Source organism: Natrinema pallidum DSM 3751 (genome assembly GCF_000337615.1).
Taxonomy (GTDB): Archaea; Halobacteriota; Halobacteria; order Halobacteriales; family Natrialbaceae; genus Natrinema; species Natrinema pallidum.
In genome coordinates, this window is sequence record NZ_AOII01000039.1 from 1 (window position 1) to 22233 (window position 22233).

General features: G+C 64.6%; 25 protein-coding genes and 1 tRNA gene. 14 read left to right on the plus strand and 12 right to left on the minus strand.

The annotated features are described in order from the left end of the window. Positions 1 to 161 precede the first annotated feature (161 nt). Complete coding sequence (locus tag C487_RS06130) at positions 162 to 1283, minus strand: helix-turn-helix transcriptional regulator (RefSeq protein WP_006184829.1); 1122 nt, start codon at positions 1281 to 1283, stop codon at positions 162 to 164. 86 nt (positions 1284 to 1369) lie between these two features. Here C487_RS06130 and C487_RS06135 point away from each other — a divergent pair, with 86 nt between their 5' ends. Both C487_RS06135 and C487_RS06140 read left to right on the plus strand, forming a co-directional pair. Further along, a complete protein-coding gene (locus tag C487_RS06135; RefSeq protein ID WP_006184830.1) occupies positions 1370 to 1564 on the plus strand; it encodes a DUF7554 family protein in 195 nt (64 codons plus the stop codon). Positions 1565 to 1631: 67 nt separating this feature from the next. Further along, positions 1632 to 2132: a 2'-5' RNA ligase family protein gene (locus C487_RS06140; protein ID WP_006184831.1), complete on the plus strand. Its 501-nt coding sequence runs from the start codon at positions 1632 to 1634 to the stop codon at positions 2130 to 2132. Positions 2133 to 2147: 15 nt separating this feature from the next. Here C487_RS06140 and C487_RS06145 read toward each other — a convergent pair whose 3' ends face one another. Next, a complete protein-coding gene (locus C487_RS06145; protein ID WP_049907981.1) occupies positions 2148 to 4298 on the minus strand; it encodes an ATP-dependent DNA helicase in 2151 nt (716 codons plus the stop codon). A gap of 166 nt (positions 4299 to 4464) precedes the next feature. On the opposite strand from C487_RS06145, the gene C487_RS06150 reads away from it, so the two are divergent. Further along, a complete protein-coding gene (locus tag C487_RS06150) occupies positions 4465 to 4875 on the plus strand; it encodes a hypothetical protein (RefSeq protein WP_006184833.1) in 411 nt (136 codons plus the stop codon). A gap of 20 nt (positions 4876 to 4895) precedes the next feature. Here the strand turns inward: C487_RS06150 and C487_RS06155 are convergent, their stop codons facing one another. Further along, positions 4896 to 5840, minus strand: a complete 945-nt coding sequence (locus C487_RS06155) for a cation diffusion facilitator family transporter (protein ID WP_006184834.1) — start codon at positions 5838 to 5840, stop codon at positions 4896 to 4898. Positions 5841 to 5997: 157 nt separating this feature from the next. Between C487_RS06155 and C487_RS06160 the strand changes: the two genes are divergently transcribed. From C487_RS06160 to C487_RS20960, 3 genes are all read left to right on the plus strand, one after another. After that, positions 5998 to 6519: a metallophosphoesterase gene (locus C487_RS06160; protein ID WP_006184835.1), complete on the plus strand. Its 522-nt coding sequence runs from the start codon at positions 5998 to 6000 to the stop codon at positions 6517 to 6519. Positions 6520 to 6604: 85 nt separating this feature from the next. Next, the gene (locus C487_RS06165) at positions 6605 to 6826 is read left to right on the plus strand and encodes a hypothetical protein (RefSeq protein ID WP_006184836.1); all 222 of its coding nucleotides are present in this window, start codon (positions 6605 to 6607) and stop codon (positions 6824 to 6826) included. Between the two features lie 86 nt (positions 6827 to 6912). Continuing rightward, positions 6913 to 7059, plus strand: coding sequence for a DUF7859 family protein (locus C487_RS20960; protein WP_006184837.1), 147 nt, complete (start codon positions 6913 to 6915; stop codon positions 7057 to 7059). Positions 7060 to 7271: 212 nt separating this feature from the next. Here C487_RS20960 and C487_RS06170 read toward each other — a convergent pair whose 3' ends face one another. Both C487_RS06170 and C487_RS20185 read right to left on the minus strand, forming a co-directional pair. Next, positions 7272 to 7514, minus strand: coding sequence for a hypothetical protein (locus C487_RS06170; RefSeq protein ID WP_006184839.1), 243 nt, complete (start codon positions 7512 to 7514; stop codon positions 7272 to 7274). Between the two features lie 234 nt (positions 7515 to 7748). After that, positions 7749 to 8609, minus strand: coding sequence for a hypothetical protein (locus C487_RS20185; RefSeq protein ID WP_138655205.1), 861 nt, complete (start codon positions 8607 to 8609; stop codon positions 7749 to 7751). A gap of 341 nt (positions 8610 to 8950) precedes the next feature. On the opposite strand from C487_RS20185, the gene C487_RS06175 reads away from it, so the two are divergent. Together C487_RS06175 and C487_RS06180 are read left to right on the plus strand one after the other, a co-directional pair. Then, on the plus strand, positions 8951 to 10045 hold the full coding sequence (locus tag C487_RS06175) for an aminopeptidase (protein WP_006184840.1): 1095 nt from the start codon (positions 8951 to 8953) through the stop codon (positions 10043 to 10045). Positions 10046 to 10214: 169 nt separating this feature from the next. Next, positions 10215 to 10631, plus strand: coding sequence for a universal stress protein (locus C487_RS06180; RefSeq protein WP_006184841.1), 417 nt, complete (start codon positions 10215 to 10217; stop codon positions 10629 to 10631). A gap of 38 nt (positions 10632 to 10669) precedes the next feature. On the opposite strand, the gene C487_RS06185 is transcribed toward C487_RS06180, so the two are convergent. The 4 genes from C487_RS06185 to C487_RS06200 all read right to left on the minus strand — a co-directional run bounded on the left by C487_RS06185 (position 10670) and on the right by C487_RS06200 (position 15898). Beyond that, positions 10670 to 11320 carry an alpha/beta hydrolase gene (locus C487_RS06185; protein ID WP_006184842.1) on the minus strand — a complete coding sequence of 217 codons (651 nt, stop codon included), beginning with the start codon at positions 11318 to 11320 and terminating at the stop codon, positions 10670 to 10672. Beyond that, positions 11317 to 11940: a VOC family protein gene (locus C487_RS06190; protein WP_006184843.1), complete on the minus strand. Its 624-nt coding sequence runs from the start codon at positions 11938 to 11940 to the stop codon at positions 11317 to 11319. Before C487_RS06190 ends, C487_RS06185 begins: the two co-directional genes overlap by 4 nt. A gap of 48 nt (positions 11941 to 11988) precedes the next feature. Beyond that, complete coding sequence (locus C487_RS06195; RefSeq protein WP_006184844.1) at positions 11989 to 12642, minus strand: FAD-dependent oxidoreductase; 654 nt, start codon at positions 12640 to 12642, stop codon at positions 11989 to 11991. A gap of 133 nt (positions 12643 to 12775) precedes the next feature. Then, entirely contained in the window at positions 12776 to 15898 is a 3123-nt protein-coding gene (locus tag C487_RS06200; RefSeq protein ID WP_006184845.1) for a thermonuclease family protein, read from the minus strand. 443 nt (positions 15899 to 16341) lie between these two features. Between C487_RS06200 and C487_RS06205 the strand changes: the two genes are divergently transcribed. Next, complete coding sequence (locus tag C487_RS06205) at positions 16342 to 16566, plus strand: hypothetical protein (RefSeq protein WP_006184846.1); 225 nt, start codon at positions 16342 to 16344, stop codon at positions 16564 to 16566. A gap of 187 nt (positions 16567 to 16753) precedes the next feature. Here C487_RS06205 and C487_RS06210 read toward each other — a convergent pair. Continuing rightward, a tRNA-Arg gene (locus tag C487_RS06210) sits at positions 16754 to 16828 on the minus strand. 257 nt (positions 16829 to 17085) lie between these two features. Between C487_RS06210 and C487_RS06215 the strand changes: the two genes are divergently transcribed. From C487_RS06215 to C487_RS06225, 3 genes are all read left to right on the plus strand, one after another. After that, a complete protein-coding gene (locus C487_RS06215; RefSeq protein WP_006184847.1) occupies positions 17086 to 17670 on the plus strand; it encodes an AAA family ATPase in 585 nt (194 codons plus the stop codon). Beyond that, positions 17667 to 18080 carry an RNA-binding domain-containing protein gene (locus C487_RS06220; protein ID WP_006184849.1) on the plus strand — a complete coding sequence of 138 codons (414 nt, stop codon included), beginning with the start codon at positions 17667 to 17669 and terminating at the stop codon, positions 18078 to 18080. The genes C487_RS06215 and C487_RS06220 overlap by 4 nt, the downstream gene beginning before the upstream one ends. Before the next feature lie 95 nt (positions 18081 to 18175). After that, entirely contained in the window at positions 18176 to 19111 is a 936-nt protein-coding gene (locus C487_RS06225) for a CBS domain-containing protein (protein ID WP_006184850.1), read from the plus strand. A 4-nt stretch (positions 19112 to 19115) separates the two neighbouring features. On the opposite strand, the gene C487_RS06230 is transcribed toward C487_RS06225, so the two are convergent. Then, complete coding sequence (locus tag C487_RS06230; RefSeq protein WP_006184851.1) at positions 19116 to 20126, minus strand: hypothetical protein; 1011 nt, start codon at positions 20124 to 20126, stop codon at positions 19116 to 19118. Positions 20127 to 20277: 151 nt separating this feature from the next. Further along, a complete protein-coding gene (locus tag C487_RS06235) occupies positions 20278 to 21669 on the minus strand; it encodes a signal recognition particle protein Srp54 (RefSeq protein WP_006184852.1) in 1392 nt (463 codons plus the stop codon). Here C487_RS06235 and C487_RS06240 point away from each other — a divergent pair, their 5' ends adjacent. Both C487_RS06240 and C487_RS06245 read left to right on the plus strand, forming a co-directional pair. Further along, positions 21670 to 21942 carry an ion channel gene (locus C487_RS06240; RefSeq protein WP_006184853.1) on the plus strand — a complete coding sequence of 91 codons (273 nt, stop codon included), beginning with the start codon at positions 21670 to 21672 and terminating at the stop codon, positions 21940 to 21942. It begins immediately after the preceding gene. Between the two features lie 53 nt (positions 21943 to 21995). Beyond that, positions 21996 to 22217: a type II toxin-antitoxin system HicB family antitoxin gene (locus tag C487_RS06245; RefSeq protein WP_006184854.1), complete on the plus strand. Its 222-nt coding sequence runs from the start codon at positions 21996 to 21998 to the stop codon at positions 22215 to 22217. Positions 22218 to 22233 lie beyond the last annotated feature (16 nt).

Sequence of the window (22233 nt, forward strand, 5' to 3'; positions counted from 1 at the left end):
GACGGCGGTCGAATTTTACGGATTTCTAATTGAATTCCCCGATTTTGAACCTACTGTCCTCCTGCGATTTCTGGGGGTAAACACATACTCTGAACACTACCCTGCGCGCTCGATGGTCCCGACGCGGGATCGGCAGGGCCGGCCGACACGTGGGGACACCGTTAGTCGTCGGGTAACGTCAGCACGTTCTCCCGCCCGATTCGGAACACCTCGATCTCGTCGTTCTCGCGCAGGTCGCCGACGACCTGACTCGTCTTGGCCTCGGTCCAGTCCAGTTCCGAGACGACCTGCTGTTGTTTGACCCGGCCGCCGCGTGCCTCGAGCAGTCGCAGGACGCGTTCCTCGTTGCTCAGCAACTCCGGCGGGGGGTCGTCGGGGACGGACCGCTCGGAATCGGCCGCGCCGTCGGGTCGGTGGACGGCCTCGTCCTCGGCGACGGTCGCCTCGCCGTCCGACCGTCTGCGACCGAGCAACCAGCCGGCCGCACCGACGGTCGCGAGCAACGCGAGCGCGAGCGCGACGATCGTCCACGGCATCGACGGTTCCTCGGCGGACTGGGGCTCGTTCGCGCCCGCGTCGCTGTCCCGTATCAGCACGACCCGGGGCTCGCCGTCGGGGAAGTTCCGTTCGCCCTCCCAGCCGACCGATCCGGCACCCGACTCGTCGGGCGACGGCTTCACCTGCGGCGCACCCTCGTTCTCGTAGATGGCGTACTCTTCGGGCCAGCGGAACTGCAACGTCGTCCCGTCGGTGAGCGTAAAGCCGGAGAGCGCAGCGCCCGCCTCGATCCGATTGACCTGGACGTGTGCGAAGTGAGCCCACTCGAATGCAACCTTCGCGTGGCCGATCTCCTCCGGTCTGGACGTCGTCTCCGTGGTGATGGAGACGTTCGAGAGCGACATCTCCCGATCGGTCGCATTTTCCCCTTTGGAGAGCGTCTCGTTCCAACTCCGGCGTTCCTCGGCGACGTACCAGTCGGTCTCGCTCGAGATGTTCGCCTCCAACGACTCCCACTCGGCCGACCGGTTCTCGTCGGCGAGGTAGAACTGGTAGTCGACCGTCACCCGCGCCGAGCCGTTCTCGGTGATGAACACGTCGATATACGTCTGGTCCGCCTCTCCGAGCGTCGGCGTGCCGTTCGCGTCGCCCCCGGGCGCTTCCTGTAGCGCCGCTCGCTGTGTCCCGACGTCCGCCGTGACACCGGCCGCCGCCGAGACGAACGCGATCGAAGACGCAACCACCACGAGCACACACAGTAGGGCCCGCAGCCCCCTCGCCTCCATTACTATGACATGCCGGAGCCGTCTAAATAGGTCTTTCCGACCACCGTACCGACGTGTTTTTCAGCTAGTCTCCCAAGCATGGCCGTATGTTCGACACGCGCGGCGAACTCGAGATCGAGACCCTGCTGAAACTCGTCCTCGGGCTGGTCGCCGTCTTGCTCGTGCTCGAGATCATCGGCGCGGTGATCAACGGTCTCACGAGCCTGCTCGGTCCGTTCGCCCTCGTCGTCCAGTTCGCGATCGCCGTACTGATCGGCCTCTGGCTGCTCGACCGACTCTAATCCGGCGTCGAATCGTCCCCCGTGAGACCAGCAGACTGATAGCCGCCTCGGCCCAACCGCGACTGAAGTGTACAGCGTCAACGTTCCGGTCCCCGGTCGCGTCCGGCAGCTCGCGAACCGGCTCCATCCCGACCTGATCGGGTTCGAGACCGTCCGCGAGGATCACTCCTGTCTGCTCAAGCGACTCGGCGAGGCCGACCACGTCGCACAGCTTCAACACCGTGCCCACCGCGCGCTCGAGGGAACCCCCGCCGTCGAGGCCGCGATCACGGGCATCGACTACTTCGAGGACCCGCCGCTCGGTTCGGCTCCAGTGGTCTATTTAGCCGTCGACAGTCCCGGACTCGAGGACGTTCACGCCGCCCTCACCGAGGCCTTCGAACCCGTCGACGGGCTCGAGGGCGGCGACTACGTGCCGCACGTGACGCTGGCCCGCGGCGGCGACCTCGCGACCGCACGCCGACTAGCCGACCGCGAGATCGACCCGATTCGATGGACGGTCAGCGAACTCGAGTTCTGGGACGGGACGGACAAGCTGCCGGTGAGCCGCGTTTCGTTGCCGTCCTGACCCCGCGGGTTGGGGTCACGGAGCCGGCGGGTCGCCGTCGTAGGCGTCGTGACCGCCGTAGAAGTTGAGCATCGAGAACTTGAGCTTCTCCGGGTCGATATCGATCAGTTCCTCGCGTTCCTCGTGGGGGAAGATGCCGTTGACGCTATACTTGCCGAGGTCCGGTTTCGCACGCCTCGAGTAGCGTCGGTCGAGCAGTGCGCGGACGCCGACCTCCTCGGGTGAGCGGATGACCCGGCCCAGGGCCTGCCTGGTCTTGCGGATCGTCGGGATCTCGACGGCGTAGCGCCAGCCCGTGTCGGTGCCGTCGAAGGCCACGTCGTAGGCGTCCTGGACTGCCTCGGCGCGGTCGTCCAGGTGCGGATAGGGGACGCCGACGACCAGGACCGTGTTCGCGTCGTCGCCGTCGAAGCTCACGCCCTCGGCGAGCGTGCCCCACAGCGAGGTACAGAGCACCGCGCCGTCGTCCGCGACGAACTGCTGCCGGAGTTCCTCGACGGACTGGCCCGGCTCGTCCAGGTAGAGCGTCCGATCGCTGCGGCTCACGAGCCGGTCGGCGTACCGGCTCGCCTCGCCGTAGTTGGGGAAGAAGGCGAGCGTGTTGCCCGGCGTCATTCGGACGGCGTCGTGGATCGTCTCCGTGACCGTCTCCTGGACGGCAGGATCGTCGCGATCCGAGGAGAACAACGGCGGCGTCTCGACGGCGTACGTGCGGCGATTCTCCGCGGGGAACCCCAGCCCGTAGCCCATCGTCACCGTGTCCTCGAGACCGAGCACGTTCCCCGTGACCTCGAACGGCTGGATGGTTGCGCTCATCAGGACGGTCGCGTAGATCTCGTCGAACAACGTGCCGGTCACTTGCCGCGGGAGACAGGAGTACAGCTCCGCGCGGCCGTACACCTCGTCGGTGCCGGCGTCACGGGTGACGGCGACGACCGGATAGAGCCCCTCCGCCGAGCCCTCGGCCATCCACGCACTGATGAAGCCGGCAGCCTGGAGGGTTTGACACTCCGTCCGCGTGGCCGTCTCGCCCTCCCGATACGCTTCCTCGTACTGCTCGTCTAGCTTCCGGCCGAGTTTCATCGCGGCCTCGAGATCGTCCTCGATCCCCCGACCGGAGTACCGCTGGAGGAACGCGAGCGTGAGATCGTCCTTGCGGTCCTCGTTGGCGATCGACACGTCGGACCAGGTGTTGTCGATCCCCTCGCGGTCGCCGAACCCGAGGGACTCCTCGTAGGTCTCGACGAGCGCGTGGTGGAACGCCGAGAGGACGTTCGCGGCGTCCTCGGAGCGCGGATCGTCCGCGTCGGCTACCTCGTCCAATGCGGCGTCGAACGTCCGCTCGGAGCAGGTCCGAGTCGCGTGCTCGCGGGCGGCGTCCTCGACGTTGTGGGCCTCGTCGAAGACGGCGATGATATCGTCCGGATCGCGGCCCAGCCAGCGGAAGAACTGCTCGCGAATGGTCGCATCGAGCAGGTGATGGTAGTTACAGACGACCAGATCGACGCCCTCGAGCCCCTCCTTGAGGAGTTCGTAGCCGCAGAACTGCTGTCGGTCGGCGTAGTCGTAAATCTCGTCCGGCGTGCGGACGTCCTCGAAGAGCCACCCGAAGAAGTCGTCCGTGTTCTGCGTCAGGTTGTTCCGGTAGTAGTCACAGACGGTCTGCTCTGCTAACTCCTCGAGTCGCTCCTCGATGGTCTCGAGTTCGTCCATCACCGCCGAGCGAGCGTCGGCCGCCGAGCCGTCGCCGTCCTGACTCGCCGCGAGCAGTTCGCGTTGCCGGCGCTCGAGTTGCTCGCGGTCGCGTTCGGCGTCGACGACGGCGCGGGTGTTGTCCCGCAGCGTCTGACACTCCTCGTAGCCGACGTCGATGTGACACATCGACGCTTTTCCCTTGAACACGACCGCGCGGATGGACTCCTCGCGGGTGATCGCGCGGGCCTCGGCGACGAACTGACGCATCTGCTGATGGACGTTGGTCGTGATGACGACCGTCTTGTCCTGCTCGCGAGCGATCTCGAGGGCGGGGACGAGCGACGAGAGGGTCTTGCCGGTCCCGCAGGCCCCCTCGAAGAGGACGTCCTGACCCCGGTGGAGGGCGTTGTGGATGCGGTCCATCGCCTCGCGCTGGTTCTCGTACGGCTGGTCGTACGGGAAAAAGCGCATGTACCCGGCAGTCTCGGACACACGAGACGATAGGTTCGCGCTGCGATAAAAGGATTCGTCTCGATTCGGACGCTCCGTTTACATGACCGACGGCGGGGATGCCCGCCAACACCCGGCCGGCGATCGCGCGCTACAGGGCCATCCGTCTCGAGTCCCTGCCCCTCGTATGCCCATTCCCGGATACGATTCGAGTGCCGTCGCCGAGTATCCGCTCGAGCGGGTGGGGGCGCGCGTCGACCTCGTGGCCGGCGTCGTCCCCGACGCGTTCGGCCTCCGGAAGAGCGGCCACGAGCCGCCGGTCGACGCGCTCGCCGATCCCGTCGATCTCGTGGCGTACGAGGAGTTGAAGGCGGTCGAAGCGGTCAGGATCGCTCTGGTCTACGATCCCTCGAAGCTACCCCCCGGCGCGAGCCCGACCGACGTCGCGGTCGCCGTCGACACGGCGGACGGTTGGGAGCCCCTCGAGTCGACGGTCGATCTCGAGGAGACGACGGTGACGGCGGTGTTGAACGATCGGCCGCCGGGCTCGACGGTCGTAGCGAGGTACGACGATACGGACGACAAACGCGAAGAATAGCGCGGTCGGACGACCGCGGGCTACGTCTCGGGCTCGATGTAGACCTTCTCGACCTGCTCGTCGTGGTCCATCAGGGCGAGTTCGATCTGGGTGATACGGTCGTTGATCGTCTCGGCGTCGAGATCGGGCTCGAAGGCCACGTCGGCGGTGACGAGCAACTCCTCGGCACCGAAGTAGACGGTTCGGAAGTCGACGAGTTCGGTGACGCCGTCCCAGCCCGCGACGATCTCGCGAAGTTCGTCCTCGGCCTCCTTCGGCAGGCTCTCGCCGAGGATGAGCCGCTTGTTTTGCCAGGCGAGCGCGACCGCGAATCCCATGAGCATGAGTCCGATGAGGAGCGCGGAGGCGGCGTCGTACATCGGGTTCCCGGTCGTCCGCGTGAGATACACGCCGAAGAGGGCGATCCCCGCACCGGCGAGCGCGATGGTGTCCTCGGTGAGCGCGGTCAGGGTCGTCACGTCGCTGGTCTTGCGGAACGCCTCGCGGAGGGTGGTCCAGCCGTACTCGTCCATCTGGCGGCTGATTCCCTGGTAGGCCTTCCAGAGCGCGTAGGACTCGAACACGATCGCCCCGAGCAACACGGCGTAGTTGACGAAAACCGGATCGAACGTCTGTCCCAGCAGCGTCACGTCCTCGCTCGCCCGGTGGACGCCGCCGTGGGTCAAAGCGTCGTAACCGTGACGGGCGCTCTCCCAGCCGGCGATCCCGAAGAGCATGACGCTCACGAGAAGGCTGTAGAAGAACTGCGCCTTCCCGTGACCGAACGGGTGTTCGCGGGTCGCCTCCTGTGCGCCGTACGTGATCCCGATCAGCAGGAAGATCTGGTTCCCCGTGTCCGAGATCGAGTGATACGTCTCCGACAGCATCGCCGGGCTCCCGGTCAACAGAAACCCGCCGAACTTCAGAACCGCGATCGCACCGTTCGCGAACAGTGCGGCGAGCACGACGGAGGTACTACTGGCCATCGACGGCGACTACGAAGGGACGCCCTAAAAGTATAAGCCGCTCTAGATCGGCTTCGGCCGCCGACCGAAGCCGATCGACTCCCCTCCGGGCCGCGCTCCCGGACGCATCGCGGACCGCATCCGAAAGGGACCTGTCAGTGACGGGCGAAGGCCGATCATGATCGCGATTTTCTCCGACACGCACAGCAGTCGCGGCCACGAACTCGAGGGCAACGCACTGACCGCGGCCCGGGAGGCCGACACCGTCATCCACGCCGGCGACTTCACGACCGAGGCAGCGCTCGAGGCGTTTCAGACGGAGTGTAATCGGCTGGACGCGGTCCACGGAAACGCCGACAGTGCGGCGGTACGCGACCGACTTCCGACGGCGCGCGTCGTCGAGGCCGGTGGCGTCCGGTTCGCCGTCACGCACCGACGGGACGGCGGCGAGACGGGGCTCGCGATGTTCGGACGCTCGCGAGGGGCCGACGTCGTCGTCTCCGGACACACCCACCGGCCGACGGTCGTCGAGACCGACGAGGCCGTCCTGCTCAACCCCGGCAGCCACGCCGATCCGCGCGGGAATCGACCGGGGTTCGCCGTGCTCGAGGAACGCGGGGACGGCGAAAGCGGGCTCGAGGGCGAGATTCGCGAACCGGACGGGGCGGTGCTCGAGGCGTTCGGCGTGCCGACGGCGTAGCTCGCCGAGACTGTGGGGAGGACGGTGGCGAGCCGGTGGAGGGGAGCGACAGAACGAGCGACAGCGCCAGCGGGGACCGGCGGATATGCGATCGGTATCGATCGGTGCCGGCCGCCCGTTCGAACCGGAGTGTCGGACGGGAACGGGCACGAGCGGCCGGTGCGATCGGGAGGTAGTGATCGTCGGGGACGGTGGCCTCGATCTCGAGGGCGATCCTCGAATCGGTGGAGGGGAAGCGATCGAGGCCGATCTCAACCGAGTAGTCAGACGACGTTATAGTCAGCGCAAGCTGAAAGACCAGTTTTAGTTACTATTTCATTAGCGAGACGTCGGCGCGGATTCAACCAAGCGAGGTCGAAACTGTTAACCACACTGACAGTGTAGCCGCGGCATATGCTGGATTCCATCATCGGTCTCCTTCCCGACGATCCCGTCATCGTCGCGGTCGTCGTGATCCTGCTGTCGCTCGTCTTCTTCGGCTATCTCCTCGTGCGCCGGACGGTCCTCGAGTTCCGCGACGGAATGCGCGGCGACCGCTGATCGCCGAGACAAGCCGTCATACGGATTACTGTAACGATTTACCGGCGCACCCCCAGAGCATCGGGATTGCGCCGGCAATGACGTACAGCAGACCGTATCGGCTGAACGCGTCCTCGAGTTTCCAATCAAAAATTTGGCGAGTCTGGCATGTCCCGTTCCCCCGCATACATATTCAGCATCAAACGTAGAACGATATACTTAGCAACTCGGACTCACTGATCGCTAGTCGTATCCATCCACTCGTCAGGCCGCTTCCACGGCGGCCAGTACACGTATAGCCACCGTACCGTCATGATGGTGATGGTAATACCGCCTAGCACCCCGATGGTTTCGAGACCGGTGGAATAGAGGTAGTATGCGAGAAAAACGGCGACGACCCATTTCGTTAGCAAGGCGAGACCTGCGCCGATTTCTAGCGATGTTCTAACTCGCGGTTCTTGATCGGAAATTTTCATAGGTAACCCACACCATTGACATACAAAAAACTCCCCATTAGCGGCCGGTTCTAAATAGAGGACTCAGTCGGACCGAGCCGGAGAACTTGACCGAACAGGCCGCGAATATCGAACTCGAGCACCCCCGCGTACGACCACTGTCCCCAGCGATAGAATTGGGGAGTGATGGCGGTTGTCGGACCGAATTATAGCGGTGTACTGGAGTGTGAAATACAGTTCGTGAGAGCCGCTCACTTACTGGGTTGCGTCGCACCAACCGACCGCTGTGCACGCTGCGAGCGTACCGACGGTACAGGTGACGCCAGTCTGCGAAACGAGGTATGTACACAAGGCACCGACTGCCAGGCTGCCCAGACCTGATAGCGCAGCCGTAGCGACGACAGCGTCAACACAGGCACCATAGCTGAGGGTACCCGAGCCGATAACACAGGCCGAGTCTACTAGCGTCATACAAACCGTACAAGATGGCTCCGGAAAGCTCGCTTTCGGCTGGAGGTCCGAAGAAACACCAACTGCTGATTCAGTCGTTTCATTGATCTTCCTAACACGTCCGTTTTGTTGTCCGAACGTGGTCATTCGGACCTGACTGCCCGCTTCGCTGCTTTGAAGACTAAGATCACTCTGAACATTTGCCCCATCAGTACGTTCGCGAGCACCTGCGAAGGCGGCGATGGGGTTCCGCTCCCCATCCTCTTTGATCGAAATCGCGAAAATAATACCGCTGTTGTTTGGCGAGAATTGTTCCGCGTTCGGCGGTTTAAACGGGATGTGTGTGATGACCGGCTCGGCGGCATTGAGTTTCTGGTTATCCGTAACGAGCTCGAGAGAAAGCGGAGTCTCAAGGTCTCGTGAGAGCCTCGTTTCTGCCTCCACACTGTCTGCTAGTGACGTTATCTTCTCGCTGTCGATAATCGCCTCTGTATCTTCAACGGACCGTCCTTCTTCGCGCGGTTCAATTCTCTCAATCGTTACGTCGTTATCGATATCTTGCTGATCAGCAGCCGCGATACCGGGAATAATGGAAATCGTTCCACCGATTCCTATTGATTTTAATACGTTTCGTCTATCGAAGTTTGGTGAATTGCTGTTCGCCATATACAACAGACATATCTGATGCAACTTATAATTTTCCGTCATATTAGTTTTTCATATATTAATATTGCATATTTCATATATTAGTAATCGTGGGTGTGGTAGGGAGATCGATGGCAGAAATCTATGAATAGAGAACGTAAATTCGAAAGAGCGACCGATCAGATTCCAAGAGTAGGGTGACTCAATTGAGCACCTTCTGTGGCCAGGTTCGGTCGCACTCGGTAGAGATCCGTTTGAGTTTCCGATCGATGTCTTGCATCGTCTAAAAGCGACTGTCAGACGAGGGGGCGTCTAAATCCCGCTTCGAAAACAGTATCCCGCCGTCCGCTGTACGTTCATGCATGGACCCGCGAATCCGCGAACACGCAGAGATCATCGCCAACCACTCGGTCGATCTGGAGGCGGGCGACAACGTCGTCATCGATGCCCACCCGGTCGCCGAGGATCTGGTCGTCGCGCTCCACGAAGTGATCGGCGACCTGGGAGCGAACCCGGTCACGACGAGCCAGCGAACCGGCAAACGACAGCAGCGTGCGTATCTCCGCGCGGCCGACGACGAGTTCGAAACGCCCGAACACGAACTCGCGCTCATCGAGAACACGGACGTCTACATCGCCGTTCGCGCGACGGACAACGCCACCCAGACCAGCGATGTCGACCCCGAAATCAGCGCGGCCTACCAGCAGGCCCAGCGCCCCATTCTCGAGGAGCGGCTCTCCAAGCGCTGGTGTCTCACGCAGTACCCCGCGCCGGCCAACGCCCAGCTCGCGGAGATGAGCACCGAGGGCTACGAGAACTTCGTCTGGGACGCCGTCAACAAGGACTGGGACGAACAGCGTGAACATCAGGCGAACATGGTCGAGATCATGGACCCCGCCGCGGAGGTCCGCATCGTCAGCGGCGACACGACCGACGTGACGATGTCCGTCGACGGCAACCCGACGATCAACGACCACGGCGAGCATAACCTCCCCGGCGGCGAGGTCTTCACCGCGCCCCAACCCGACAGCGTCGAGGGCGAGGTGCTGTTCGACATGCCGCTGTACCATCAGGGCCGCGAGATCACGGACGTCTACCTCGAGTTCGAGGGCGGCGAGGTCGTCTCCCACTCGGCAGCGAAGAACGAGGACGTGCTGACGGAAGTACTCAACACCGACGACGGCGCGCGCCGACTGGGCGAACTCGGTATCGGAATGAATCGCGACATCGACCGGTTCACCTACAACATGCTCTTCGACGAGAAGATGGGCGACACCGTCCACATGGCCGTCGGTCGGGCCTACGACAATACCGTCGGTGAGGGCAACGAGGCCAACGATTCGGCGGTCCACGTCGACATGATCGTCGACATGAGCGAGGACTCGTTCATCGAAGTCGACGGCGACGTGATCCAGCGAAACGGGACGTTCCGGTTCGAGGACGGCTTCGAAGAGTAGGTTCCGAGCGGGCGGATATCGGCACGCATCGCGTGGGCCCGCGGGACGAATCCGCCGTCGGGGCCGGCGACAACAGGCGTACGATCGACGACGCTGACCGGTACCGGCGATCGCGACCCGGGTGGGTGCCACCGAATGGGTTTATACTCTCGGAAGAGCTATCAGACGTATGGAAGTACTCGTCGCGTACGATGGGTCGAAGCCCGCACAGAAGGCAGTCGAACACGCGTTTTCGACGTATCCGGACGCCGAGATCGTGCTGCTGCGCGTCGTCGAGGCGGCAGGCGGGTCCACGGAGGCGGGGATCAATATGGTCCAGGAGATGCTTCGGGAGCGAGAGGAGACGGTCTCCGAGGAACTCCCCGACGAAATCGCGGCGATCGTCGGCGACCCCGACATCGAGTTTCGGACCGAGACCGTCGTCGGGAAGCCCGCGCGCGAAATCGTTCGGTTCGCCGAGGACCACGACGTCGACCACATCGTCATCGGAAGCCACGGACGGTCCGGTCTCTCCCGCGTCCTGCTCGGCAGCGTCGCCGAAAAAATCGTCCGACGCGCCCCCATGCCGGTTACCGTTATCCGCTGATCGGACACGCGAGGACGGCCGTGGCTCACTCTCGCCGCTCAGTCGACCAGCGCCGCAACTAGGTCCGCGACGGCCGCCAGTTCGTCCTCGTTGATGCCGTGGCCCATCCCCTCGTAGAGCCGTGCGGTGACGTCGGCGTTCATCTCCTCGAACACGGCGGCCGTGTCGTGGACCCGCTCTTCGGGAATGTGGGGATCGTCGTCGCTACAGCCGAGGAAAACCGGCGTTCCCTCGAGGTCGCCGGGGTAGTCGTCGTCGAGCTGCGCGCCGATGAGTCCGCCGCTGAGGGCTGCCACCCCGCCGTACCGCCGCGGGTTGCGCGCAACGTACTCGCTGGCGAGACAGCCGCCCTGCGAGAAGCCGAGTAGCATGACCCGATCGGTCGGAATCCCGGCGTCGATGGCCGTCTCGATGGCATCGCTGATGGCCTGCAGGCCCGATGATCTGCCGGGCTCGTTGCGCTCGACCGGTGCCAGAAACGAGTCCGGGTACCAGGTCTGTCGCGCGGCCTGCGGGGCGAGAACCGCGACGCCCTCGCGGTGGACCTCGTCGGCGATCCGGAGCATCCCGCGGGCGCTTGCGCCCCGGCCGTGAGTGCACACGAGCGCCGCGTCAGCGTCCGCGAGGTCGGTCCCGCCCGTCACGAGCGGCTGGTTTTGATGCGGCCCGTCGATGCGGTCCGCGCTCATTCGACGCCACCGACGCCCGAACTGGCTTCGGGAAGGTCGTATTCGATCACCTCGAGACCCAGTGCGTCGATCGCACCGCGGAGGTGTTCGTCCTTGGCGTACTCGGCACCGTCTTCCTCGCGGCGTTCCTGTGCCTTCGCCAGCACGTCGCCCCGGCGGTCGTCGGGAATCTCGTACTTGTCCGCCGAGAGTTCGATGACGAGGCCGTTGTTGTCCGTGGTGTAGATCGAGTGGAAGATGCCCCGATCGAAGACGTTGTACTGGTGGCCGGCGTCCGCCAGCGCCCGCATCGTGTCCTCGTACTCGTCCGGATCGATGCTGAAACAGAGGTGGTGGACGGCACCGGTACCGACGCGCTGTCCTCGCTGGTTCGACGGGCGGTCGTCGCTGACGAAGACGGTGAGGATGCGACCGTCGCCCGTGTCGAAGAACAGGTGGGTCTGAGAGGGGTCGTCGAGGTTCGGCTGGCGCAACACCAGCGGCATCCCGAGCAGGTCCCGGTAGAACTCGATCGTATCGTCCTCGTTGGACCCCCAGATGGTGATGTGATCGGTTCCGGTGGTGTGAATGGGGCTGTCCGGCAGTTCGGCGGTGACTGGAGTGCTGTGGTCGTCTGACATGGTGGTTGAATCTGGTCTCGTATCGGTCCCGACACGGGTTCGATCGGGTTACTCCGCGAGGTGGTTGCCGAAGACGCGCTCGGCATCGGCGGGAACGTTGAAGTCGTGGTAGTGCTCCCCACGAACGCTCGAGAGGATGTTGAGCGCTGCGGCGGCCCCGTCGCCGACGGCGATCGCGGCCTGCCACTCCTCGGCGCGGACCATCGCGCCGGTCGCGTAGACGCCCGCGAGGCTGGTCTCCATTTCGACGCCGACATCGACGGTCCCGTCTTCGGCGAAGGCAACGCCGAGGTCGTCGGCGATGTCGCGGTTCGCGCCCGTCGCCAGGACGACGAAGTCGGCCTCGTACTCGCCGTCGGCGTCGACGGCGTCGCCGTCTGCTCGTTGCGTCTCCGACACAACGCTGGTCTCGACCACGAAGCCGTCGCCGGCCTCGCTGACCGCGGTCACTTCCTCGTTCTGTCGGCGATCGGCACCGAAGTCGTCGACCTGCTGGCGGGCCGTCGCCATGAATTCGCTGCCGCCGACCGAGCCGATCCCGAGGTAGTTGAACAGGTGTGCCTTGTGCATCCACGTCTCGTCGGTGTCGAACAGCGTCGTCTCGAGGCCGTTCTTCGCGGCAAAGAGGGCTGCACTCAGGCCGGCGGGGCCACCGCCGACAACGATCACTGACGCGTCGTCTACGGTCGCTTCGTCGCTCATGTGGGTACACAATGTCCCGCAGTCGTATCAATCCAGCAGCTACCCCGGGACAACCTCGTAACACCGGTGTTACCGGTCACGGGGCCCACCGACTGCGGCCCGGCCTACCACCGACCGACCGGGCGTGGGTCCGCTATTTCCCGCCACCGTGATGTCCGGGTGTGTGGCCGCTATTGCCCGGCGGGCTACCGCCGTGGCCCGGTGTCTGGCCGCTGTTGCCGGGACCGTTGCCGCGGTGGCCCCGCGCGTGACCGCTGTTGCCGGGTGCCTCGTCGGCGTCGTCCGTCCGGTCCGACGGCTCGTAGGCGTCAAACAGCGGGAAGGAGTGATTAAACGCCGCCGTCTCGAGGACCGCAGGATCGTCCGCGAGGTTCCGATCCGGGTCGACGACCCGATCCGTGTTGAACCGGAGGTCCGTCCCGAGTTGGGCGGCGAGTCGATTCAGGTGTCGGGTGTGATCGGCGTCGGCCGCCGCGCTGCCCAGCAGGACGACCGCGCCGCCCGCGTTCCGATACTCGCGCAACGCGAGGCAATCGCCGACCGCGAGTTCGTGCGCGGGCGCGGAGAGCAAAACGGCACGCGGCGGCTCCGATTCGTCGGGCAGCGTGCGCTCGAGATCGTTTATCTGGCGGAGCCGTTCGTCGACCCCCTCGAGATACCGGCGGTAGTACTTACAGTCCTCGAGGGAGAGCGAGCCCGCGGCGTTGAACTGACCCTGTCCGCCGGCGAGTATCACGTCGCCGTCGGTCTCGGAGAGGCAGTCGAGCAGGTTCGTCAGGAACGGGAAGTTGCCGTAGCCGCTCGTGTCCGCGCCGAAGCCCTCGTCCGCCTCGTAGCGTTCGTCGATCAGCAGCCCGCCGACGAGCGCCACCCGTCGCCGTTCATCGACGCCGACCAGCGGAACGTCGCCGTCGTAGGCGACGCCATCGCCCTCGAGGTGCTGCTCGGCGCTCGCGGCCGCCGACACGGCGACCCGCTCGTCCCGGACGCGACCGCCGGTCCGGCCCCGAGCGCTGCGAATGCTCCGGGCCGATGGGACGAACAGGTCTTCGACAGGCTCGTTGCGAATGGCGGTGCGCGCGTCGACATCGGATGCCGACCAGACCCCTCGACCCGCCGCGAGGGCGTTCTCCTCGAGCGCGGCGAACTCGTCGTGGGCCGCGAAGCCCGACGAGTAGACGCGGGCGTACCCGTCCGCGACGATCCGTCGGTTGTAGTTCACGGCGAACGAGCCGGCGTCGAAGTCGGCCGTGAAGTCGTCGGGATCGTAGTGGAGGTACCCCAGCAGTCGCCCGTAGTTCCCGCGTATCGGCTCCGCCTCGTCGAAGGTGATCTTGACGTGGCGACCCTCGAGATCACCCTCGTCGACCGCCGCGCCGTCGGGTGCCAGCCGCTCGAGGGCGAACGCCGCCGCGCGCTCCCCCCAGTCGTGGAGGTGAACGGTCGCGTCGTCGGGAATGCCGACCCACTCCCTGGGGCTGGCCGCCGTCGGCGGCGTCTCCGCAGTATCGACGCCGACGTTGCGAACGATCTCGCGGTGGCCGTACTCGGTGTCGAACTCGACCTCGACGGTGTCGCCGTCGAACACGCGGGTGATTCGTCCGTAGTACTCTCCGTGGCGGTCGAACTCGATCCCGATTCCGTCCCGCCCGTCGAAGTAGTCGAATGCGGGCGAGAACTCCGTCGCGACCGGCTCGTAGACCGGACCGGCGTTTCGGACCTCGTCTTCGACCTGTCCCCCGTTGAACCGGAAGGCGAGGTCGAGTCGCTCGGCGATCTCGTTCAGAATCCCCGTTCGATCGTTCCCGCCGAAGTCCGACTGATCGAACAGGAAGAGCGCGCCCCCGTCGGCGACGAACGACTCGAGGGCCGCGAGTTCCGACTCATCGAAGGTCGACTGGGGCGTCGTGATCACGAGTCCGTCGGCGTCCGCCAGCCCGACCGATCCCGACTCGTTCGGGACGTACGTCTCGTCGACGGCCGCCGTCGTGAACACGTGCTCGTCCCAGCCAGACGTATCGTCGGCGACCTGATCCGCGTTGAACCGGAACCCGAGGTCGAGTCGCGCGGCGATCTCATTGAGGGCACCCGTCTCGTTGTGGCCGCCGTAATCGGACTGGTCGTGGAGCAAGACGGCCCCGCCGTCGGCGACGAACGACTCGAGGGCCGCGAGTTCGGCGTCGGTAAACGCTGTCGCGGGCGTCGTGATCACGACCGCATCGGCGTCGGGAGCCGTCGTTTCGTCCGCGCCGTCGCTCGCACCCTCGAGAACCGCCCGCAGGTCGTCGGCGGCGGTGACGGTGTACCCGTCGCCCTCGGCGTCGGCGATGAACGTCTCGAACCGGTCGGTATCGTAGTACTGGTCGTGGCTCTCGTCCCAGTAGACGGTCCCGCCGTCGATCACCGCGTCCCAGACGCCCCGGACGAACGCCCGGTTCTCCTCGTGATCGCTGTCGTCCTCGACGAGCGGCGCACCGATCCCGACCACCCGATCGTCGCGGGTGAGCAGCGGAATCCGCTCGGCGTCGCCGTACTCGACGGCATCGGACCCAGTCCGATCGCCGTTCGTCGCCGTCGGTTCCGCCCACGCCAGGACCTCCAAGTCGTCGTCCGCGGTGAGGTGTGCCTCGGTCAGCACGTCGCCACCGGGTGCTACCTGACTCGCCGTCGAATAGAACTGCAGGGTCGTTCCATCGGTTGCGAACTCCTCGAGCGCCCGGAGTTCGTAGCCGTTGTCGTCGGCATAGCGCCGGAAGGTGTCGTGCCTTGAGAGGTCCCAATACTGCTCGTGACTCTCGTCCCACAGCACCGTCCCCTCCGGCCCCAGCAGTTGCTCCCAGGCGTTCAGGACGAACTCCTCGTTGCCGACAGTGAAACCGCCGCGCTCGTCGCTGAGAAAGCCGGCACTGCCGATCCCCATCACGGTGCCGTCCTGCGTGATCAGCGGGATGCGTGCGTCCTCGTATGAGACGACATCAGCGTCGTCCGTTCCGTCGTCGGTACTCGTCACGTACGCGTTCTCGGACGCCCACGCGACGACGTGTTCCTCATCGGTGAGTGGCCCATACGCCGCGCTCACCTGTGACGCCGTCGAGTAAAATGAGAGGGACTCGAGTCCATCGCCGGACGCTGAGTCAGTAGTCGTAACCGCGTCGGACGATCGGGACAGCGCGAGCGCACCCGTCGTCGTCCCGAGCAACGAGACGAACGCTCGACGATCGATACCGCTCTCACCGATGGCTCGAAACGAGACCATACTCTCGCTGCGATTGTTTCGAACGTGAGTGTTCCTAATAGTAATATATCGACGTATGTAGAGTATCGATCGTCGCCTCGTTCAACTCCCATCGCTCGAGTAACTTTCCGGTACTGCGGTGGCACGGTGGTGGTGATTACTGTGGAACCGAGCGGCGAAGGTTTCGTTCGATTCGAGCTAGCCTCTCGTATGCCTGTTAACAGTGAGTGTATCATATACGACGAAAAGAGAGGCTGAAAGAACGAGAACCCAGCCAGCGTAAGAGAGGGGTGGCGATTCGAGCAATGCAAGGTAGACCCCAACGAGAAGTGCAATACCGGAGATAAGGCGGCTCATCGCGAACCACCGCCCCGTTGAGTAGTGCCGGACTGTAGTGATCGCTTGCTAGACCGCGATCCGAGAGAACCAATAAACAAATATCGTCTTAATTGCATTTCAGTATTATGAACGAACAACAAGGTGCTCCGCAGTCTAACCCTCCAATAAAGAACGTTCTGGTCGTCTCTGCAATCATTCTCAGCACCGCCTTTGTTGGGGTTTGGGCCGCCGCCGATAGGGCTAGTCAGGGTCCCATAACGACGTGGATATGGACCGGGATGGGATTTTCCGTGATCTACCTCCTCTACGATATTGCCAACAGTGTGAAGGAACTCACGTACGAGTCCTAACTCCTCAGTACCGCTTGAGGACTGTCCGCCGTCGACACGAACTTCCGATCGGCGAGAGGGTGCGTTCAACTGCTGAACGAAATTCCGGTTCTCGGACAGATAACCGAATCGGTAATCCGTCGAATCTGAGCAACACCGACCGTAACACGGACTTCTGGTTAGCAGTCCGAAAACGATAGTTTTCGTACGGGCACGATGGGATTTGAACCCACGACCGTCGGATTAGAAGTCCGACGCTCTTTCCGGACTGAGCTACGTGCCCTCGAGTCCGACTCCACGACGGAACGGTATAAGCGGTTGGGATTTCCGATCGCGATCGACCGTCTCTTCGGGAGGGACGGACGGACAGTTCGACTCACTCAGTACCCCAGTCCCTGGGATAGCCGTCCGGATACGGGTCGTCGAAACCGTTGCATAGAAACACCGGGGAAAGATCGTCAGTCGACTCGAGCCGCCAGTACGGTCCACCCCGTGTGACGAACACAGCGTTTATGCCCGCCTCGCCGGTACGTGTGCTCGATGCACGTCATCGGAACGGTGGGACTTCCCGGCAGCGGCAAGGGCGAGGCCGCCACCGTCGCACGCGAGGACGGACTCCCGGTGGTGACGATGGGCGATGTCGTCCGCCAGGAGACGGCTGACCGCGGGCTCGACCCCGCGAAGGATCATGGGACGGTCGCGCAGGCGCTGCGCGAGGAGGACGGCCCGGCGGCGATCGCCACGCGGTCGCTGCCGCTGCTCGAGGACCGCCTCGAGCAACACGAGACGGTACTGGTCGACGGTATCCGCTCCGGCGTCGAGGTCGACGTTTTCGAGGAGGCGTTCGGCGACGCGTTCACGCTGGTCAGTATCGAGGCTCCCTTCGAACTCCGCGCCGAGCGGCTCGACGAGCGCGGTCGGGACGCGAGCGAGGGTGATGGTGGCGAGGGACTGGCGGCGCGCGACGAGCGCGAACGCGGCTTCGGGATGGACGAGGCCATGGATCGCGCGGACGTCGTCGTCGAGAATACCGACTCGCTCGAGGCCTTCCACGAGGAAATCCGGTCGATCATCCGGGCAGGAACCGACGAACGGAAACGCGCGGAAGCGGAATCGGACCCATGAGCGAAATCTACCGCATCGACGTCGAGATCACGGCACCGGTCTACGATACCGAGGTTACGAGTCGCGTACGCGACGCCGTGGCCAACGTCTTTCCCACCGCCGACATCGAGGAGGGAGTCGGTGAGATCAGGGGCGAAGCCCACGCGCTCGATCACTTCTCGGAATTGCTCCACCGCCAGGAAATCCTCGACACTGCCCGCGGCGAGTTCTTCGCCACTCGCGAGGGCGACACCTTCTCGTTTGCGCTCAAAAAGCAGGCGGCCTTCGAGGAGTACGTCAACTTCTCCGTGGGTAAACCGGACGAACTCGGCGAGATTGCCGTTCGAGTCCGCGTCGAGGACCCCAGCCTCGAGGAGTACGTCGATCATATCGCGCCGCCGACCGAAGACGGGCGGCCGGTCGACGCCTGAGAGCCCGACTCGTACCACAGCGGTGCGGCTCTCGAATGGGACACGGTCGTGACGCGGGCGAGGAACGATATGCCTCGCGCACGTAGGACCATCAAATGCACGACACGATACCCGTCGCGGAGGTCATGCTCGAGGATGTCGTCACTGCTTCGCCCGACGCGATGGCGACCGAGGCGGCGACGCTGTTGTGCGACGAGGGCGTCAGTTCGGTGGTCGTCGTCCGGGACGGCGAACCGATCGGCATCGTCACCGAAGGCGATTTCGTCGCGCACCTCTGTGATCGGACGGACCTCGGCCAGCTCGAGGTACGCGAGTTCATGTCGACGCCGCTGACGACGATCGAGGCGGCCGCTTCGATCGTCGACGCCGTCGAGCTGTGTCGCACCACGGACGTCGAACACCTGCCCGTCGTCTCGAGCGACGAAGACGCGACCGAGCTGGTGGGGATCGTCACGACGATCGAACTCTCCTACTACGTGCCCCAGCTCGTCCGCCGCGCCACGGACACGCACGAGCAGCCGCCTCGACGGCGAGTGCGAACCGACACCCTCTACGAGCGAGACGACTGGACGTTCGAGTACCGCGGTGCGGACGAGACGACCGTCTCGGTGGGCGATGTCGCCCGGTTCTCGAAGACGATCTCCGAAGCCGAGGTCGAGGCCTTCGCGGAAGTGACGGGCGACACCAACCGGGTACACCTCGACGCGGCCTACGCGGCCGAGACCCGCTTCGGGGAGCGTATCGTCCACGGCGTCCTCGCAATCGGGCTGATCAGCGCGGCCCTCGCCCGGCTCCCGGGACTGACGATCTATCTCTCACAGGAGAGTAGCTTCCGCGCCCCGCTCTCGATCGGGACGGATGCGACCGCCGTGTGCGAGATCGTCGAGGCCCTCGGCCGCTCGAAGTACCGGATCGAGACGACCGTCACCGACGGCGACGGCACCGTCGTTCTCGAGGGTGATGCGGTGGTTCTCGTTGACGACCTCCCCCCGATTGCGGCCCGCGAAGACGACGCGACGCCGGCCCAGTAAGGGGTCAGTCCGAGCAGTCCCCGACCCGGTCGAGGGCGGCTTCGGCCTCGGTCCGGTGGTCGCTCGCCGCCGGGTCCCGCTCCGCCGCAGCGGTCGCCGCATCGGCGAACGCCGCCGCCGCGTCCGCCAAATGGCCCGTCTGACACGTGGCCGTCTCGAAGTAGCCGACGAGTCCGTCGGGCGCGTCCGCCGTTCCGTTCTCGAGGCGTTGGTGCGCGTCCGAAACCGTCGATTCGGCGGTCTCGAATTCGTCCCGAGCGGCCTCGTACGCCGCCTCGTCCAGGTGGTCCCGGCCGCGGTCGAGCGCACCGTATCCCGCGTCGCCCAGCGTCGCGTCGTACGCCGCGGCCAGCGTCTCGAGTGGTGTCACGACCTCGTTGAGGGCGGTCGCTCCCTCCTCGAGATCGGCCCGCGGTACGTCGGCCAGGTCGTCCAGCCTGTCGGCGTCGATCCCCTGAATCGTCGCGTCCGCCGCGGCCAACCGCTCGGTGGCGGCGACGATGTCGGCGTGCCGATCGCCGACCGTCGTGCTCGCTTCCTCGATCCCGCGCTCCGTTTCGAGCGCCGTGGTGACGGTATCGACGTCCTTGGAAAGCCCCTCGTCGGTGACGGTCACAGTAACCGCGATCAGCCCCTCGAGAGCGTCGGCGTACGACCGCAGCGTGTCGATGTCGGCCGCACGGTCGTCCCCCAGTTCGGCCGCGGCCGTCTCGAGGTGGTCCCGACCGTCGGCGAGCCGAGCACGCGGTTCCGCGGGCTCGAACTCGACCGCGCTGGGGTCCTCGAGATCGTCGAGTTCGTCCAGCGCCAGCGCGGCGGTGTTCAGATCGCCGGCGGCGCGATCGAGCGCCCGAACGCCGGCGCGGCTGCCGGTATCGCCGTCATCGGCGTCGGCCGTGTCGTCGGTCGCGTCGCCGGACCCAGTCAGGTCGTCGAGACAACCCGCAAATCCGGTGAGAAATCCGACACTAGCGCCGGATGCACCGGTTCGTACGAGATACTGTCGGCGGTTCATCCTACTCGAGGATGGGTCTAGAGGTGTATGAACGTACTGGCGGGGAGAACGAAAACAGAACTGACAGGTCCGATGGCAAACGAGCGACGAGATCGGGTGTGGCGGCCGCCGGAGAGTGGGTCGTGGGACGAGTGGCGACGGCGGGCCGCAGTTATCCGAACGGACCCATGCCGCCCATGCCGCCACCGCCACCGCCGCCCTGTTGCATCTGTTTCATCATGCGCTGCATCTCCTGTTCGGAGCCCATGCCCTGGAACTGCTTCATCGTGCGCTCCATCATCTTGTACTGCTGGAGCAGTTCCCGGACCTGTTCCTCGTCGGTCCCCGAACCGCGGGCGATGCGTTCGATCTGGCTCGCGCCGATCGCCTTGGGGTACTCCTTTTCCGTCTCCGTCATCGAGTCCATAATGACGGTAAAGGTCCGCATTCGCTCCTGAGTGACGTCCATCGCGTCGTCGGGGAGCTGGTCTTTGATCCCGCCGCCGAGCCCGGGGATCATGTCCATCACCTGATCGAGCGGCCCCATGTTGTTCATCGCCTCCATCTGCTTTTGCATGTCGTTCAGGGTGAACTGTCCCTGCAACATGTCCTCGGGGTCCCAGTCGTCCTCCTCGATATCGGTCTCCTCCATCGCCCGCTCGACGCGCTCGGCGAGCTGACTGAGATCGCCCATGCCGAGCAACCGCGAGATGAAGCCGTCGGGTTCGAAGCGCTCGATGTCCTGGACTTCCTCGCCGGTCCCGAGGAAGGCGATCGAGGAGTCAGTCTGGTCGACGGCGGTCAGCGCACCGCCACCTTTCGCCGTCCCGTCGAGCTTCGTGATGACGACGCCGTCGATCCCGATCGACTCGTCGAACTGCTGGGCCTGGTCTTTCGCTCCCTGCCCGATCGCGGCGTCCAAGACGAGCAGGGACGTGTCGGGCTCGACGACGCCCTCGATCTGCTCGATCTCGTCGATCAGGTCCTCCTCCAACGCGTGGCGACCCGCCGTGTCCACGATGTGAACGTCGGCGTCGCTGGTCTCTTCGAGCCCCGTCCGGGCGATCTCGACCGGATCGTCGTTGTCCGGATTCCCGTAGAAGTCGACCTCGGCGCGGCCGGCCATCTCCTCGGCCTGCTGGTAGGCACCGGGCCGGAAGGTGTCGGTCTGGATGACCGCCGGACGCAACCCCTTCGTCGAGAACCACCAGGCCATCTTCGCGGCGGATGTCGTCTTCCCCGACCCCTGCAGACCCGCCAGCAGGATCGTCTGTTCCTCGAGCGGCAGTTCGGTCGAGTCGCCGATGAGATCGACTAACTCCTCGTAGACGATCCGGAGGACGAAGTCCCGTGCCGGCGTGCCGGCAGGGGGTTCCTCCTCCAAGGCCCGCTCTTTGATGTTGTCCGACAGTTCCATCACGAGCGAGACGTCGACGTCGGCGGAGAGCAGCGATCGCTGGATCTCCTTGACGATCTCCTCGATGTCTTCCTCGCTGAGTCGCGACTTCCCGCGGAGCTTGTCCAAGGTGCCCCGCAGAGAACTCCCGAGATCGTCGAGTACCATTTGCCCACTCTACGGGGCGATGGCGTTAAAGGCTTTTTCTACTGTCCACGCCTCGTACGGAACCCCACCGGCGGCGGCCCGCTGTTCGAAACGCAGGCGTCGGGCTTCTACGAAAACCTCTACTTCAGCTACAGCAGTTACACGACGATCGGCTACGGCAACATCGGTCCCATGGGACCGCTCGTCCGGTTTCTCGCCGGCTCCGAGGCGTATCTCAGTACGATCCTCGCCGCCTTGCTCGTCTACGCGCTGGTCAACCGCTCCGAGCTGTGAGCGAGGCGGGCGGCGTCGATGCGTATTTGACTCGAGCGCGCCAATCCTCGCCTATGAGTTCCGACGCAGACGTCGACCCTTCGGAGTACGAGGGGCTCGAGGACGCGGACGTGACCATGCGAGTCAACGACCACGACCTCCACATCGCCGACGACGAGGCAACCGGCGTCTCGAGTCAGGGACGGACGCCGGCGGAAGCCCTCGAGAACCTCGCGGAGGCGGTCGAGACCTACAGGGAAGCCACGTCGGACGATCCCGGCGACGACTGGCTCTAGACGCGCTTCCGTCCGA

Excerpts from the sequence above, each read along its gene's own strand:
- C487_RS06195 (WP_006184844.1), bottom strand. The coding sequence starts at position 12,642 with ATGAGCGACGAAGCGACCGTAGACGACGCGTCAGTGATCGTTGTCGGC.
- C487_RS06230 (WP_006184851.1), bottom strand. The coding sequence starts at position 20,126 with ATGAACCGCCGACAGTATCTCGTACGAACCGGTGCATCCGGCGCTAGT.
- C487_RS06205 (WP_006184846.1), top strand. The coding sequence starts at position 16,342 with ATGAACGAACAACAAGGTGCTCCGCAGTCTAACCCTCCAATAAAGAAC.
- C487_RS06215 (WP_006184847.1), top strand. The coding sequence starts at position 17,086 with ATGCACGTCATCGGAACGGTGGGACTTCCCGGCAGCGGCAAGGGCGAG.
- C487_RS06190 (WP_006184843.1), bottom strand. The coding sequence starts at position 11,940 with ATGTCAGACGACCACAGCACTCCAGTCACCGCCGAACTGCCGGACAGC.
- C487_RS20960 (WP_006184837.1), top strand. The coding sequence starts at position 6,913 with ATGCTGGATTCCATCATCGGTCTCCTTCCCGACGATCCCGTCATCGTC.
- C487_RS06135 (WP_006184830.1), top strand. The coding sequence starts at position 1,370 with ATGTTCGACACGCGCGGCGAACTCGAGATCGAGACCCTGCTGAAACTC.
- C487_RS06145 (WP_049907981.1), bottom strand. The coding sequence starts at position 4,298 with ATGCGCTTTTTCCCGTACGACCAGCCGTACGAGAACCAGCGCGAGGCG.
- C487_RS06185 (WP_006184842.1), bottom strand. The coding sequence starts at position 11,320 with ATGAGCGCGGACCGCATCGACGGGCCGCATCAAAACCAGCCGCTCGTG.
- C487_RS20185 (WP_138655205.1), bottom strand. The coding sequence starts at position 8,609 with ATGGCGAACAGCAATTCACCAAACTTCGATAGACGAAACGTATTAAAA.
- C487_RS06155 (WP_006184834.1), bottom strand. The coding sequence starts at position 5,840 with ATGGCCAGTAGTACCTCCGTCGTGCTCGCCGCACTGTTCGCGAACGGT.
- C487_RS06160 (WP_006184835.1), top strand. The coding sequence starts at position 5,998 with ATGATCGCGATTTTCTCCGACACGCACAGCAGTCGCGGCCACGAACTC.
- C487_RS06235 (WP_006184852.1), bottom strand. The coding sequence starts at position 21,669 with ATGGTACTCGACGATCTCGGGAGTTCTCTGCGGGGCACCTTGGACAAG.
- C487_RS06225 (WP_006184850.1), top strand. The coding sequence starts at position 18,176 with ATGCACGACACGATACCCGTCGCGGAGGTCATGCTCGAGGATGTCGTC.
- C487_RS06180 (WP_006184841.1), top strand. The coding sequence starts at position 10,215 with ATGGAAGTACTCGTCGCGTACGATGGGTCGAAGCCCGCACAGAAGGCA.
- C487_RS06165 (WP_006184836.1), top strand. The coding sequence starts at position 6,605 with ATGCGATCGGTATCGATCGGTGCCGGCCGCCCGTTCGAACCGGAGTGT.
- C487_RS06130 (WP_006184829.1), bottom strand. The coding sequence starts at position 1,283 with ATGGAGGCGAGGGGGCTGCGGGCCCTACTGTGTGTGCTCGTGGTGGTT.
- C487_RS06170 (WP_006184839.1), bottom strand. The coding sequence starts at position 7,514 with ATGAAAATTTCCGATCAAGAACCGCGAGTTAGAACATCGCTAGAAATC.
- C487_RS06200 (WP_006184845.1), bottom strand. The coding sequence starts at position 15,898 with ATGGTCTCGTTTCGAGCCATCGGTGAGAGCGGTATCGATCGTCGAGCG.
- C487_RS06175 (WP_006184840.1), top strand. The coding sequence starts at position 8,951 with ATGGACCCGCGAATCCGCGAACACGCAGAGATCATCGCCAACCACTCG.
- C487_RS06245 (WP_006184854.1), top strand. The coding sequence starts at position 21,996 with ATGAGTTCCGACGCAGACGTCGACCCTTCGGAGTACGAGGGGCTCGAG.
- C487_RS06220 (WP_006184849.1), top strand. The coding sequence starts at position 17,667 with ATGAGCGAAATCTACCGCATCGACGTCGAGATCACGGCACCGGTCTAC.
- C487_RS06150 (WP_006184833.1), top strand. The coding sequence starts at position 4,465 with ATGCCCATTCCCGGATACGATTCGAGTGCCGTCGCCGAGTATCCGCTC.